The following is a 14,882-nucleotide window of genomic DNA, read 5'->3' as shown; positions in this document are numbered from 1 at the left end:
CGGTTGCGTCCTGCTGCTTACTGCATCACCTGCAGGTACTGCTGGCCGAACGCCTGCTGACCGGCCGCCATCCTGCCGAAGTCGACCGGCTTCGCACGTGCGTACTCGCTCGCCGGCAGGAACTTCGCGGCGACATCGGCGCCGAGCGTCTGCGCACGCACCGGGCGCAGGTACGCGTTGGCCCACAGCTTCTGGCCTTCGTCCGACAGCACGAAATCGAGCACCTTCCTGCCGTTCGCATCGTGCGGCGCGCCCTTCACGAGGCTCATCACGTACGGCACCGCGATCGTGCCTTCCTTCGGAATCACGAACTCGACGTTCGCGTTGTCCTTGTATTTCGCGCGATACGCGTCGAAGTCGTAGTCGAGCAGGATCGGAATCTCGCCGGACAGCACGCGCGCATACGCGGTCTGCTTCGGCACGATCGGCGCGTTTGCCTTCAGCTTGCGGAACCAGTCGAGCGCCGGCTTGAAGTTGTCGACGCTGCCGCCGAGCGCCTGGTTGACGGCCACCGCACCCGCGTAGCCGACGAATGCGCTGGACGGATCGAGATAACCGACCATGCCCTTGTATTCGGGTTTCAGCAGATCGGCCCACGAGCGCGGCACCGGCTTGCCGTCGAGCGCGTCCTTGTTCACGAAGAAGCCGAGCGTGCCCGAGTGGATCGCGAACCAGTAGCCTTGCGGGTCCTTCAGGTTCGCGGGAATGTCGTTCCAGTGCGCGGGCTTGTACGGCGCGATCACGCCCTTGTCCTTCGCCTGGAATGCCGACGACACGCCGAGGTAGACGACATCGGCGACCGGGCTCTTCTGCTCGGCGATCAGCTGCGCGATCGACTGGCCCGAGTTCTTGTTGTCGAACGGCACGCGGATGCCGGTCTTCTGCTTGATCGCCGCGATCTGCGCGGCCCAGTCGGCCCATTCGGGCGGGCAGTTGTAGCAGATCGCCGTTTCGTCGGCGTGGGCGGCGGGTGCGCCGGCGAAAAGCGCGGCGCAGGCGAGCGGCGCGGCGAGCGCGCGCAGCAGCGAGGTCAGGCGAAAGGACACGGTGGGTCTCCGGGCGAGTGTGTGGCGCTGGGGTGGTGTGGTGGTCGGCGTGCTTAGTGGTGCGGCCCGTGCGTTCAGGCCTTGCGCAATTGCAGGTCGGTGGCAGGCGGTGCGACCGTCGCGCCGTCGCGTACGGCATGAGGCAGGATCAGCGACGTGCGTTCGATCGTCGCGCCGCCGATGCATTCGACGAGACGCCGCCATGCGTGGCGGCCGATGTCGCGGTTCGGCGTCGCGACGCTCGCGAGCGGCGGCGCGAGCAGTTCGCCGATCGCGATCCCGTCGAAGCCGAGCACCGACAGGTCGTCCGGGATCGAGAAGCCCGCGCGGCGCAGGCCGCGCATCACGACCATCGCGAGCAGGTCGTTGCTGCAGAAGAGCGCGGTCGGGCGCGTGGCGCGCGAGGTCAGATGCGCGAGCACCGCGTCGGGCAGCTCGGGTGCGTTGAAGTCGACTTCGACCGGCGGCAGCGTGGCGACGCCGCTTTCCTCGAGTGCCTGCGCATAACCGAGATGGCGCTGGCGCGCGCGATCCGACGCGGCGAGCGAACCGGCCAGCATCAGCACGCGGCGGTGACCGCGCGCTGTCAGCAGCCGCACGCCGTCATAGGCGGCGCAGCGGTTGTCGACCGATACCGACGGGCGGCGCTGCGTGTCGTTGTGCATCAGCACGTAATGCGGGCCGTCGCGGTCGAGCATGTCGAGCAGCGGGTGCGTGTCCGCGTCGGCGACGGTGAGGATCAGCCCTTCGACGCGCTGCTCGCGCAGCGTCTCGATTGCGTGACGCTCGCGCGCCGCGTCGTACTCGGTCGTCATCAGGATCAGCTTGAAGCCGGCCGCCGTAGCGAGCTCGTCGATGCCTTGCAGGCAATCGGCGAACACCGGGTTCGACAGCGTCGGCACGACGACGCCGACGAGCCGCGTGCGTTCGCCGCGCAATTGCCGGCCGAGCGGGCTCGGGCGGAACTGCAGCGTGTCGATCGCGGTGCGGATCGTCTGCAGCGTGGCGGGGCTGACGGTATGCGGTGCGTTGATCGCGCGCGAGACGGTGGCGATCGAGAAGCCCGCGAGGGCAGCGACGTCCTTGATGGTCGAGGTCATGAAGTAGCGCGATGTAAACGTTTTCGGCAGGGGGATTATCGAAAACGTTTGTGACTTCGCGATGACGTACGCGACGCTTGTTTCACAACAGGTGCGATACAAACGTCAGACGGTTTGGGGCCGTCGGACAAGGCGGACTCGATTGTATCGGCGGATGTTGCGGCGCGGGACGAAATCGCGGGCAGTGTCGTATTGGCGCCGATTACACTGGAGGGTGCGTGCGATGCGATGGTGTGTCGAGCGGCGATGGCGCGCGCACGTACGTCGCGTCCCGACGCATGTCGCCCGAATAAGGGAACGTATGCGCAAGCAATGGTAGAATCGCGTCCGCCCTCTTGCCGGGGTGATGAAATTGGTAAACATAGCGGACTTAAACGATTGAGTGCCCGGCCGGAAACGGTCGGTGCAGAACCCTTCAAATTCGGCGAAACCCCTGATGCTCGCATCGAGGCAACGCCGAGCCAAGCCTCGCGGCTCCCGCGAGGAAGGTGTAGAGACTAGACGGGGGGCGCCTAAGGCGCATGGGCGGCGATTGCGCCCGCGCGCGACGGCGAAGGCATAGTCCAGCGCACGAACGGCATCGCCCACGCGACGCCGGCTTTGAAAGAAGCAGTGTGACGAAAATCCGCCGCCTTAATTGGCTTGCCGGTTCAAGTCCGGTCCCCGGCACCACGATCGCTTCCACGCGATTCCATGAAGGTACGAAAACCCGCGAGAGATCGAGCGCTCGCGGGTTTTTTGTTTTTGCGGCATCGCGCCGGACGCGATGACCATGCAACTGACACAAGCGCGCGCGACCGCCAGCCGCGACAGGCATACCATCCCGCCATCCCGCGCCTATCATGGCAAATATGCTCACCGCGATCGAGCGGGTTGGTCATCGACGGCCGGCGCGGCATTGCATAGATTTCCAAGGCTGGCGCGCTTATCCGCGCGCCAGCCCGCGCGCAGGCCGGCAACCGGCCGCGCGCGCCTATCAGCGTGAGACACAATCGAGCGTGGAGACGACACGATGAGCCTGTCAGAGCCATTGCGTCTGCATGTGCCGGAGCCCACCGGGCGCCCGGGCTGCAAGACGGACTTTTCCTATCTGCATCTATCGCCGGCCGGCGCGGTCCGCCGCCCGCCGATCGACGTTGCCGCGGCGGACACCGCCAATCTTGCCCGCAGCCTCGTGCGCGTGCTCGACGACCACGGCAACGCCCTCGGCCCGTGGGCGCCGGACCTCGACGATGCGCGCCTGATCGCCGGGCTGCGCGCGATGCTCAAGACCCGCATTTTCGACGCGCGCATGATGATCGCGCAGCGCCAGAAGAAAATCTCGTTCTACATGCTGAGCCTCGGCGAAGAGGCGATCGGCACCGCGCATGCGATGGCGCTGCGCGACGGCGACATGTGCTTCCCGACCTACCGGCAGCAGAGCATCCTGATCGCGCGCGACGTGCCGCTCGAGCGGATGATCTGCCAGCTCATGTCGAACGAAGGCGACCCGCTGAAAGGGCGCCAGCTTCCCGTGATGTACTCGGATCGCGACGCAGGCTTTTTCTCGATTTCCGGCAATCTCGCGACGCAGTTCATCCAGGCGGTCGGCTGGGGGATGGCGTCGGCGATCAAGGGCGACACGAAGATCGCGTCCGCGTGGATCGGCGACGGCGCGACGGCCGAAGCCGATTTCCACACCGCGCTCACGTTCGCGCACGTGTACCGCGCGCCGGTCGTGCTGAACGTCGTCAACAACCAGTGGGCGATCTCGACGTTCCAGGCGATCGCGGGCGGTGAAGGCACGACGTTTGCGGGGCGCGGCGTCGGCTGCGGGATCGCATCGCTGCGCGTCGACGGCAACGACTTCCTCGCGATCTACGCGGCATCGAGCTGGGCAGCCGAACGCGCGCGCCGCAATCTCGGCCCGACGCTGATCGAGTGGGTGACCTACCGCGCCGGTGCGCATTCGACGTCGGACGACCCGACCAAGTACCGGCCGAGCGACGACTGGGCCCATTTCCCGCTCGGCGATCCGATCGCCCGCTTCAAGCGCCACCTGATCGTCAAGGGCATCTGGTCCGACAGCGCGCACGACGCGCTGACGGCCGAGCTCGAGGCCGAGGTGATCGCCGCGCAGAAGGAAGCGGAGAAATACGGGTCGCTGGCCGACGACCGGATCCCGTCGCCGGCCTCGATGTTCGACGACGTGTACAAGGAGCTGCCCGCGCATCTGCGCCGTCAGCGCCAGGAACTGGGAGCATGACCATGGCGCAACTCGAGACAGGCACGGCGACGCAGCCGATGACGATGATCCAGGCGCTGCGCTCCGCGATGGACGTGATGCTCGGGCGCGACGGCGACGTGGTCGTGTTCGGGCAGGACGTCGGTTATTTCGGCGGCGTGTTTCGCTGTACCGAAGGACTGCAGAACAAATACGGCAAGTCGCGCGTGTTCGATACGCCGATCTCGGAAGGCGGGATCGTCGGCGTGGCGGTGGGGATGGGCGCGTACGGGCTGCGCCCGGTGTGCGAGATCCAGTTCGCCGACTATTTCTACCCGGCATCCGACCAGATCGTGTCGGAAGGCGCGCGGCTGCGCTATCGCTCGGCCGGCCAGTTCACCGCGCCGATGACGATCCGGATGCCGTGCGGCGGCGGTATCTACGGCGGCCAGACGCACAGCCAGAGCCCGGAGGCGATGTTCACGCAGGTGTGCGGGCTGCGCACGGTGATGCCGTCGAATCCGTACGACGCGAAAGGGCTGCTGATCGCGTCGATCGAGAACGACGATCCGGTGATCTTCCTCGAGCCGAAACGGCTGTACAACGGACCGTTCGACGGCCACCACGAACGGCCCGTCACGTCGTGGCTCAAGCATCCGGCGAGCGCCGTGCCCGAGGGCTACTACACGGTGCCGCTCGATACGGCCGCCGTGGTTCGGCCCGGCAACGACGTGACGGTGCTGACGTACGGCACGACGGTGCACGTGTCGCTCGCCGCGGCCGAGGAGACGGGCATCGACGCGGAGGTGATCGACCTGCGCACGCTGTGGCCGCTCGACCTCGACACGGTCGTCGCGTCGGTGCGCAAGACCGGGCGCTGCGTCGTCGTGCACGAGGCGACGCGCACCTGCGGCTACGGCGCGGAACTGGTGTCGCTGGTTCAGGAACATTGCTTCTACCACCTGGAGGCGCCGGTCGAGCGCACGACGGGCTGGGACACGCCGTATCCGCATGCGCAGGAATGGGCGTACTTTCCGGGCCCGGCCCGGGTCGGCGAAGCGTTGCGACGCGTGATGGAGGCGTGAAATGGGGATTCATGTCATCAAGATGCCGGACATCGGCGAAGGGATCGCCGAGGTCGAGCTGGTGGCCTGGCATGTGGAAGTCGGACAGACGATCGCGGAAGACCAGCCTCTCGCCGACGTGATGACCGACAAGGCGGCGGTCGAGATTCCGTCGCCGGTGTCGGGCAAGGTGCTGGAGCTCGGCGGCCGGATCGGCGAGATGATGGCGGTCGGCAGCGAGCTGATTCGCCTCGAGGTCGAAGGCGACGGCAATCTGAAGCAGGGTGCGCCCGCGCCGGATGCGAAGGCGAAGGCGGACGCGGCGCCGGTTCAAACGACAGCGGCGGCAAAGCCGGTGCCGGTGGCCGACGCGCCGGCGGCAGCGCCTGCGGCCATTGCGGCGCCGGATCGTGCGGCGAACCGCGCCCCCGCGGAGCCGCGTCGTGCGGACCGTGCCGAACCTGCGGCGCAGCCGCGCGCGGCGCTCGCACCGGGCGAACGGCCGCTCGCGTCGCCGGCCGTGCGTCAGCGTGCGTGGGACATGGGCATCGAGCTGCGCTATGTGCGCGGCACGGGTGAAGCCGGGCGAATCCTGCACGCGGACCTAGATGCTTATGCGAAGACGAGCGGCGCTGCGGCGCGTGCGTCGCAAGCGCATGGCTACGACGAACGCAACGACGAAACCGAAGTGCCGTTGATCGGCCTGCGGCGCGCGATCGCGCGCAAGATGCAGGAGGCGAAGCGCCGCATTCCGCACTTCAGCTACGTCGAGGAAATCGACGTCACCGAGCTCGAATCGTTGCGCGCGGACCTGAACCGCCGCTACGGCGATACGCGCGGCCGGCTCACGCCGCTGCCGCTGCTGATCCGCGCGATGGTGATCGCGCTGCGCGATTTCCCGCAGATCAACGCGCGCTTCGACGACGAAGCGGGCGTCGTCACGCGCTACGGCGCGGTGCACATGGGTGTCGCGACGCAGACGGATGCGGGCCTCACGGTACCCGTGCTGCGTCATGCGGAAGCGCGTGACGTGTGGTCGATTTCCGCTGAAATCGCGCGGCTCGCCGATGCGGTGCGCGCGAACCGCGCGCAGCGCGACGAGTTGAGCGGCTCGACGATCACGATCTCGAGCCTCGGCGCGCTCGGCGGCATCGTGTCGACGCCGGTCATCAATCATCCCGAAGTCGGCATCGTCGGCGTGAACCGGATCGTCGAGCGGCCGATGATCCGCGACGGCGCGGTCGTCGCGCGCAAGATGATGAACCTGTCGTCGTCGTTCGACCATCGCGTCGTCGACGGCGCGGACGCGGCCGAGTTCATCCAGGCCGTGCGCGGGGTGCTCGAACGCCCGGCACTGCTGTTCGTGGAGTGAGCGTAATGAAAAACGAACACACCACGCTGCTCGTGATCGGCGGCGGCCCGGGCGGCTACGTCGCCGCGATCCGCGCCGGCCAGCTCGGCATTCCGACCGTGCTGGTCGAGCGCGACCGGCTCGGCGGCACCTGCCTGAATATCGGCTGCATTCCGTCGAAGGCGCTGATCCACGTGGCCGACGCGTTCGAACAGGCTTGCGGCCAGGCCGGCGAAGGGGCGCTCGGGATCCGCGTGCGCACGCCCGAGATCGACATCGCGCAAAGCGTCGCGTGGAAGGACGGCATCGTCGACCGGCTGACGCGCGGCGTCGGCGCGCTGCTCAAGAAGAACGGCGTGCGCGTGCTGCACGGCGACGCGCGCGTGGTCGACGGCAAGACGGTCGACGTCGTCGCCGGCGGCCACACGGCGCGGATCGGTTGCGAACACCTGTTGCTCGCGACCGGCTCCGAGCCGGTCGAACTGCCGTCGATGCCGTTCGGCGGGCATGTCGTGTCGTCCACCGAGGCGCTGTCGCCCACGACGTTGCCGAAGCGGCTGGTCGTCGTCGGGGCCGGGTATATCGGGCTCGAACTCGGGATCGTCTATCGCAAGCTCGGTGTCGACGTCAGCGTCGTCGAAGCGGCGGAGCGCGTGTTGCCTGCGTACGATGCCGAGCTCGCGAGGCCGGTTGCCGATTCGCTCGCGCGGCTCGGCGTCGGGCTGTGGCTCGGCCACAAGGTGCTCGGGCTCGCGGAGCACGGCGCGGTGCGCGTGCAGGCGGCCGACGGCGCCGAACGGACGCTGCCGGCCGATCGCGTGCTGGTCGCGGTCGGCCGCTGGCCGCGCGTCGACGGCTTCGGGCTCGAAGCGCTGCCGCTCGATCGCAACGGCCGGGCGCTGTGGATCGACGACGAATGCCGGACGTCGATGCGCAACGTATGGGCGATCGGCGACGTCGCCGGCGAGCCGATGCTCGCACATCGCGCGATGGCGCAGGGCGAGATGGTCGCCGAGCTGATCGCCGGCCGGCGCCGCAAGTTCGTGCCGGCTTCGATCCCGGCCGTGTGCTTCACGGATCCCGAGATCGTGACGGCCGGCTGGTCGCCGGACGACGCCCGCGCGGCCGGCGTCGATTGTCTGAGCGCGTCGTTTCCGTTCGCGGCGAACGGGCGCGCTATGACGCTGCAGGCAACCGAAGGTTTCGTGCGCGTCGTCGCGCGGCGCGACAACCACCTGATCGTCGGCTGGCAGGCCGTCGGGCGCGGCGTGTCGGAGCTGGCCGCGGCGTTCTCGCAGTCGCTGGAGATGGGGGCGCGGCTGGAAGACATCGGCGGCACGATTCATGCGCATCCGACGCTGGGCGAAGCGCTGCCGGAGGCGGCATTGCGAGCGCTGGGGCATGCGTTGCATGTTTGACGCGTCGTCCTGAAACGGAGCCGCCGGTGCGCAACGCGCGCATCGGCGGCTTTCAGGTTGTCGTGCCGTTTGCTGCGAGCTGTGCCGGTTCCTGCGTCGAAGCAAATCCGAATCGGTCCCACGGCTTGGGCGACGCAAAAAAAGCCCGCGAATGGGTTTATATCGCCCGTCGCACAAATATCTAATAACCGTGATCTTAGCGATCTGAGATGCGATGGCCCGAAGCCGGCAGCATGACGCGGCCGATTCGAGGTATGCAACGAGCGCAGCCCGTAATTTTCCGAGATGCGGGACGGTTGCCGGCGCCGGGTTGGCAGACCATCATGTCGATAGCCGGGAAACCGGGCCGCTCGCGGCCCGCCAACGCCGGCTCCACACGGAAGAACCGGACATGAAACTGCTGCTCGTCGGCGCGACCGGGCTCGTCGGGCGCCACGTCCTCGAAGTCGCGCTTGCCGATGCACGGGTCGATCACGTGGTCGTCCTTGCGCGCCGGCCGTTGTCGCCGCATCCGAAGATGCGCGCGCTGGAGGTCGATTTCGATCGTTTGCCCGACGCGGCCGACTGGTGGCAGGCCGATGCGGTGATCTGCACGCTCGGCACCACGATGCGCGCCGCCGGCTCGCAGGCGGCATTCCGGCGCGTCGATCACGACTATCCGCTCGCGGTCGCGCAGCTCGCCCACCGGCATGGCACGCCGGCCTATGTGCTGAATTCTGCACTTGGCGCGGATCCGGCGTCTCGCATCTTCTACAACCGCGTCAAGGGCGAGGTCGAACAGGCGCTCGCCGGCGTCGGGTTCGCGTCGCTCACTTACGTGCGGCCGGGCCTGATCGGCGGCAGCCGCGACGAATTCAGGCTCGGCGAGCGGCTGCTGGTGTTCGCGTTGAACGTCGCCCGACCCGTGTTGCCGGCGAAGTGGCGCGTGAATCCCGCGTCGCGGATTGCGCGCGCGCTGGTCGACGCTGCGATCGATGCGCGGCCGGGTGTGCGGGTCGTCGCATCGGATCGGCTCGTCTGAACCCGAACGGGCGGTGAGCCGCCGGCGCCGCCGCGCGGCACGCGTCGGCTATGGGCCCGCGAGACCGTCGAGCCTGCCGAACTGTTCGGCGAGCGCCGCGGTGAATGCATCGAGCGCTTCGCTGCCGTCGCAGTTCCTCGGCATCGCAAGCTGGAATTCGACCGGCAAGCGCGATGCCTTTCATTTTTCAAACTTCGAACTTACGAAAAACCGGTCGGACACGTCCCGGTCGTTCGGACAATTTCGAAAATCGACGGATATCGGGTAATCACCGATATCTCGCAAGTTGTGTATACAAGAGCATCCGCTGGCAATGTCGGCACACGTCGTGCCGCTTGCGCGCCAGCGTGCAAACCGTGCGTGCGTGGCGCATGCCGGCGATCCACGGCGCCCCGCCCCCGAAGAGCCGAAAGGGCGGCTCGCAGATTCCTGTCTTTCTCAAACCATTTGCGGTCCTGAGTATTGTGGAGATTTCCCCCGTGTCAACGAATCCCAGTGGAAAAGCCGGCGGCCTGATCGAGGTGCGCTCGATCGACTTCATTCCCGACGCCGAGCGCCACGGCGGGCTGCTGAGCCAGTTCACGCTGTGGCTGTCGGCCAACATGCAGATCACGGCCATCGTCACGGGTGCGCTCGCCGTCGTGCTCGGCGGCGACGTGTTCTGGTCGCTGGTCGCGTTGCTGCTCGGCCAGCTCGTCGGCGGCGCGGTGATGGCGCTGCACGGCGCACAAGGGCCGCAGCTCGGGCTGCCGCAGATGATCTCGAGCCGCGTGCAGTTCGGCGTGTACGGCGCGATGATCCCGATCGTGCTCGTGTGCCTGATGTATATCGGCTTTTCCGCGAGCGGCTCGGTGCTGGCCGGGCAGGCCGTCGCGCAACTGCTGCACGTCGACGACGCGGCCGGCATCCTGCTGTTCGCGGCCGTGATCGTCGTGCTGACGGTGTTCGGCTATCGCGCGATCCACTTCGTCGGCCGGATCGCGAGCGTGGTCGGCATCGTCGCGTTCGTCTACATGTTCTCGCAGCTGTTCGCGAACCACGACGTCGGCGCGCTGCTCGCGAACCGGCATTTCTCGCTTGCGAGCTTCCTGCTGTCGATGTCGCTGTCGGCGTCGTGGCAGATCGCGTTCGGCCCGTACGTCGCCGACTATTCGCGCTACCTGCCGCGCTCGACGTCGTCGGTCGCGACGTTTCTCGCGGTCGGCCTGGGCTCGGTGATCGGTGCGCAGGCGGCGATGGTGTTCGGCGTGTTCGCGGCCGCGCTGGCCGGCAGCCAGTTCGCGCATCATGAAGTGGCGTATATCGTCGGTCTCGGCTCGACGGGCGCCGTGGCCGCGCTGCTGTACTTCAGCATCGCGTTCGGCAAGGTGACGGTGACGGCGCTCAACGCATACGGCAGCTTCATGTCGATGGCGACGATCGTCAGCGGCTTTCGCGGCAAGGGTGCGGTGTCGTCGAAGAGCCGCCTCGTGTATATCTTCGGGATGATCTGCGTGTCGACGCTGATCGCGCTCGCGGGCCGCCATTCGTTCCTGAAGGAATTCACCGCGTTCATCCTGTTCCTGCTCGCGTTCTTCACACCGTGGAGCGCGATCAACCTGGTCGACTACTACTGCTTCACGCGCTCGCGCTACGACGTGCCGGCGCTGTCCGATCCGGATGGCCGCTACGGCCGCTGGAATGCGACGGCGATCACGATCTACGTGGTCGGCATCCTCGTGCAGCTGCCGTTCATGTCGACACATATCTACACGGGGCCGCTCGTCGACGCGCTCGGCGGCACCGACATCTCGTGGATCCTCGGCCTGATCGTGCCGGCCGTGCTGTATTACGTCGGCGCACGCGCGTCGCGGCGCAGCATCCCCGAGCGCCTGATCCTGCCGCTCGAACGCGGCGAAGTTCACCACTGACCACGCGTCTCGCGGATCGTGCCGGCCGGCTGCCGGCCTGAGCGGCACGTCGAGCCGGGCCCGGCGTGGCCTGCGCCGGGCAATCCATCATCTTTCTTGTCTTGCGACGCCGGTGCGCACGATTGCCGGGCCCGGCGTCGTTTCATTCTCGTGAGATAAATAGTATGACTAAGCAAATGAAATGCCGCAGGAACGCCTCCCCGGTACGGCCGCCGCATGCCGTTCTTCGCATGACGGTCGCGGCCGCGTGCCTTTGCGGCTCGGGGGCTGCGTTCGCGCAGGACGCGTCACGCTGTACGGCGTGATCGACGAATTCGTGCAATACGTGAATACGGGCAACGGCTATACGGCAGCGATCAACTCGGGCGGCCAGTGGGGCAGCCGCTTCGGGCTGAAGGGCGGCGAGGATATCGGCGGCGGGCAGAAAATCGAGTTCGCGCTGGAAAACGGCTTCAACCCGAACGACGGCACGCTTGCGAGTTCGGGCAGCATGTTCAACCGTCAGGCGTGGGTAGGCATCGCGGGGCAGTGGGGCAAGGTGCGCGCGGGCCGGCAGAATTCACCGCTGTTCAACGACCAGGGCGGCCAGGATGCGTTCGGCGGCGTCACGCACGCGTCCGGCATGGACAACCTGACCGTGTTCGCGTTCCGCACCAGCAATACGTTGTCGTACCAGAGCCCGGAGATCGCAGGCTTCCACGGCGGGCTGTATTTCGGGTTCGGCGATGCGGGCGGCGCGCGCTCGGCAGGCTCCAGCCGGCAGTTCGACCTGACCTACGAACACGGGCCGTTCGCGGCGTTCGTCGCGGGCCAGTAGCTGAAGAACGCGACGGCGACCACGACCGATCGCACGATCATGGCCGGCGCATCGTACGCGATCGGCAAGGCGACCGTGTACGGCGGTTTCTCCGCGTGAAGTGGGCCGACCTCGGGATCGGTTCGCGCGTGTACGGGCTGTCGGTCAAGTACCAGTTCAACCCGGCGAACTATGTCGCGCTCGGTTACGCGTATCTGCACGACCAGTCGTCGCAGGGCAACAACGCGGACCAGCTCGGGCTGATGTACGAGTACGACCTGTCGAAGCGCACGAGCTTCTACGGCGCGCTGTCGTACCTGCGCAACCGCAACCAGGCCGGCTACACGCTCGCGGGCGCGGCGAACCCCGGCCTGCCGCTCGCGTATCCGGGCGCGAATGCGCGCGGCGTGCAGCTCGGCATCGTGCATCGCTTCTGACGTTGTCGACGCGCCGGGCCGTGTGCGCCCGGCGCTTTCCCGGGGCGCATTCGCGCCGTTATTTCCCCAGCCGCTCCGCGAGCGAATAGCGCTGCATGCAGCGCTCCATCGCGTCGAGGAACGCGTGCTCGGCCGCGTTCATCTTGCGCTCGCGATGCCACAGCAGGAATACGTCGACATCGACGAGCCCGTCGTCGGGCGGCAGCCGCCACAGCCGCTGCTGCGCGATATCGTCGCGCACGATGTGCTCGGGCAGGCAGCCGATCCCGTAGCCCGCGAAGATCAGCCGCCGCACTTCCTCGAGGCTCGGCGACGACGCGACGATGCGCCCCGTGAAGCCCTTCTGGTCGCGGAACACGGTGAGCGGCGACAGGCTGTCGCCGATCTGGTCGCTCGTGAACGACACGAAATTCTCCGCGAGCAGATCGTCCATCCGCAGTTGCGTCTGCCCGAACAGCCGGTGATGGCGGCCGCAGTAGATCGCATAACGCTGGCGCAGGAAGCAGCGCATCTCCAGCTTGTCGTGCGGCGTGCGGCACAGGCCGAGCCCGGCCGTGGCCGTCTTCTGCAGCAGCGACGAAAGAATGTCCGACGAGCGCATCACCTCGATCTGCAGGTCGATGCGCGGATACGCGCGATGGAAGTCCGCGAGGAATTCGTCGTAGACGGGCGATTCGATGCGACTCACCGTCAGCAGCCGGATCGAACCGGTCAGGTCGGCGGTGCTGTCGTCGATTTCCGTTTCGAGGCGCGAGATGCCGCCGTAGATGTCGCTTGCGATCCGGTATACGGCTTCACCGGCCGGCGTCGGCGCGAAGTGCGCACCGCGCCGCTCGATCAGCCGGCGCTCGAGTGTGTCCTCGAGCCGCCGCAATGCCTGGCTCACGGCCGGCTGCGTCACATGCAGGCGCGCGGCCGCGCGGCTCACGCTGCGCTCCTGGATGATCACCAGGTAGGTGCGCAGCAGGTTCCAGTCGAGACGGTCGTTCAGGAACGGGGCGAGGTCGGGGCGCATCGGGTCTCCGGGCGAGGCGTCGGGTCGAACATAAATTGAATTTATACAGTGAATAATAACTTGAAATTTGACTAATGATTTGCGGTCGCCGATAAAGGAGGGGTGCCGCAGCGTGCGGCGCGAGGCCGCGACAGACGGCCGTCACCACGATATTGCGCGTCGCCCGCAACGCGGCGCGCATCAGGAGCCCGCATGACCCAGTCCCTTCCTTCCGCCCGCCAGCCGGGACGCGCCGCGACGGCCGCGTTCATCGGCACGATGATCGAGTGGTACGACTTCTACATCTACGCGACCGCCGCCGCGCTCGTGTTCGGCGAACTCTATTTCCCGTCGCACGACCCGTTCGTCAGCACGATGGCGTCGTTCGCGACGTTCGCGGTCGGCTTCTTCGCGCGGCCGCTCGGCGGCGTCATCTTCGGCCATCTCGGCGATCGCATCGGCCGCAAGAAGGCGCTGATGACGACGCTGATGATGATGGGCGTCGCGACCGTCTGCGTCGGGCTGCTGCCCGACTATTCGAAGGTCGGCATGCTCGCGCCGGTGCTGCTCGTCGTGCTGCGCGTCGTGCAGGGGATTGCGGTCGGCGGCGAATGGGGCGGCGCGGTGCTGATGGCGGGCGAGCACGCGCCGCAGGGGCGCCGCACGTTCTTCGCGTCGTTCGCGCAGCTCGGCAGCCCGGCCGGGCTGATCCTGTCGCTGATCGCGTTCCGCGCGGTCACGTCGATGGACAAGGCCGACTTCCTCGCATGGGGCTGGCGCCTGCCGTTTCTCGCGAGCGCGGTGCTGCTCGTGGTCGGCATCCTGATCCGGCTCGGCGTGAACGAGTCGCCGGAATTCGCACGCGTGAAGGAAGCGAACCGCACGGTGAAGCTGCCGGTCGCCGAAGTGTTCCGTTCCGCGTCGGGGCTCGTGGCCCTGTGCATCGGCGCGAACACGATCGGGATCGCGGGCGTCTATTTCACCAACACGTTCATGATCGCGTACACGACGCAGTACGTCGGCGTATCGCGCTCGCTGATCCTCGACAGCCTGTTCGCGGTCGCGATCATCCAGTTCGTCGCGCAGCCGGTCGCCGCATGGATCGCCGAGCGGATCGGTAGCGCGCGCTTCCTGAAGCTCGCGGCGCTGCTCGCGATGCTGTCGCCGTATCCGATGTTCATGCTCGTGCAGGGCGGCACGTCCGCGTCGCTCGTCGCAGGCATCGCGCTCGCGGTCGTGTGCATGGCCGGTTTCTACTCGGTGATCGCGGGCTTCGTGAGCGACGTGTTTCCCGCGCACGTGCGCTATTCGGCGATCTCGCTCGCTTATCAAATCTGCGGCGCGATCGCGGGCGGCCTGACGCCGCTCGTCGGCACGTGGCTCGCGCATCGCTTCACGGGTCAGTGGTGGCCGCTCGCGGTGTTCTACACGTGTCTTGCCGGCATTTCGCTGCTCTGCATCGTCGCGCTCGACGCGCGCCGGGCGGCGCAGCCGGCCGCTGCCGAAGCGCTCGGTTCGCATTGAGCCTCTACCAACGAATTC

10 protein-coding genes and 1 pseudogene are annotated in these 14,882 nt (G+C 67.3%); 8 read left to right on the top strand and 3 right to left on the bottom strand.

Features of this window, described 5'->3' with window-relative positions:
* Positions 1–17: 17 nt before the first annotated feature.
* Positions 18–1,046 (bottom strand): ABC transporter substrate-binding protein, encoded by a 1,029-nt coding sequence (locus DM992_RS15390; RefSeq protein WP_111017436.1) that lies wholly within the window; start codon positions 1,044–1,046, stop codon positions 18–20.
* A 74-nt stretch (positions 1,047–1,120) separates the two neighbouring features.
* Positions 1,121–2,146: a substrate-binding domain-containing protein gene (locus DM992_RS15385; RefSeq protein ID WP_111017435.1), complete on the bottom strand. Its 1,026-nt coding sequence runs from the start codon at positions 2,144–2,146 to the stop codon at positions 1,121–1,123.
* A gap of 1,012 nt (positions 2,147–3,158) precedes the next feature.
* Between DM992_RS15385 and DM992_RS15375 the strand changes: the two genes are divergently transcribed.
* The 7 genes and pseudogenes from DM992_RS15375 (at position 3,159) to DM992_RS15345 (ending at position 12,346) form a co-directional block, all read left to right on the top strand.
* The gene (locus DM992_RS15375; RefSeq protein ID WP_111017434.1) at positions 3,159–4,391 is read left to right on the top strand and encodes a 3-methyl-2-oxobutanoate dehydrogenase (2-methylpropanoyl-transferring) subunit alpha; all 1,233 of its coding nucleotides are present in this window, start codon (positions 3,159–3,161) and stop codon (positions 4,389–4,391) included.
* A 2-nt stretch (positions 4,392–4,393) separates the two neighbouring features.
* Entirely contained in the window at positions 4,394–5,434 is a 1,041-nt protein-coding gene (locus DM992_RS15370) for an alpha-ketoacid dehydrogenase subunit beta (RefSeq protein ID WP_111017433.1), read from the top strand.
* Between the two features lies 1 nt (position 5,435).
* Positions 5,436–6,785 carry a dihydrolipoamide acetyltransferase family protein gene (locus DM992_RS15365; RefSeq protein WP_111017432.1) on the top strand — a complete coding sequence of 450 codons (1,350 nt, stop codon included), beginning with the start codon at positions 5,436–5,438 and terminating at the stop codon, positions 6,783–6,785.
* A gap of 5 nt (positions 6,786–6,790) precedes the next feature.
* Positions 6,791–8,182 (top strand): dihydrolipoyl dehydrogenase, encoded by a 1,392-nt coding sequence (gene lpdA / locus DM992_RS15360; RefSeq protein WP_111017431.1) that lies wholly within the window; start codon positions 6,791–6,793, stop codon positions 8,180–8,182.
* Between the two features lie 391 nt (positions 8,183–8,573).
* On the top strand, positions 8,574–9,203 hold the full coding sequence (locus DM992_RS15355; protein ID WP_111017954.1) for an NAD(P)H-binding protein: 630 nt from the start codon (positions 8,574–8,576) through the stop codon (positions 9,201–9,203).
* A gap of 479 nt (positions 9,204–9,682) precedes the next feature.
* Positions 9,683–11,113, top strand: a complete 1,431-nt coding sequence (locus DM992_RS15350) for a cytosine permease (RefSeq protein WP_111017430.1) — start codon at positions 9,683–9,685, stop codon at positions 11,111–11,113.
* 164 nt (positions 11,114–11,277) lie between these two features.
* Positions 11,278–12,346: pseudogene (locus DM992_RS15345) on the top strand (porin).
* A gap of 58 nt (positions 12,347–12,404) precedes the next feature.
* Here DM992_RS15345 and DM992_RS15340 read toward each other — a convergent pair.
* Complete coding sequence (locus tag DM992_RS15340) at positions 12,405–13,361, bottom strand: LysR family transcriptional regulator (protein WP_111017429.1); 957 nt, start codon at positions 13,359–13,361, stop codon at positions 12,405–12,407.
* Positions 13,362–13,553: 192 nt separating this feature from the next.
* On the opposite strand from DM992_RS15340, the gene DM992_RS15335 reads away from it, so the two are divergent.
* A complete protein-coding gene (locus DM992_RS15335) occupies positions 13,554–14,864 on the top strand; it encodes an MFS transporter (protein WP_111017428.1) in 1,311 nt (436 codons plus the stop codon).
* The last annotated feature ends 18 nt before the right edge of the window (positions 14,865–14,882 follow it).

It is taken from the genome of Burkholderia sp. JP2-270 (assembly GCF_003233675.1).
GTDB classification, from domain to species: domain Bacteria; phylum Pseudomonadota; class Gammaproteobacteria; order Burkholderiales; family Burkholderiaceae; genus Burkholderia; species Burkholderia pyrrocinia_C.
The sequence above is the reverse complement of the archived record's forward strand: the minus strand, read 5'-3'. Positions and strand labels throughout refer to the sequence as shown.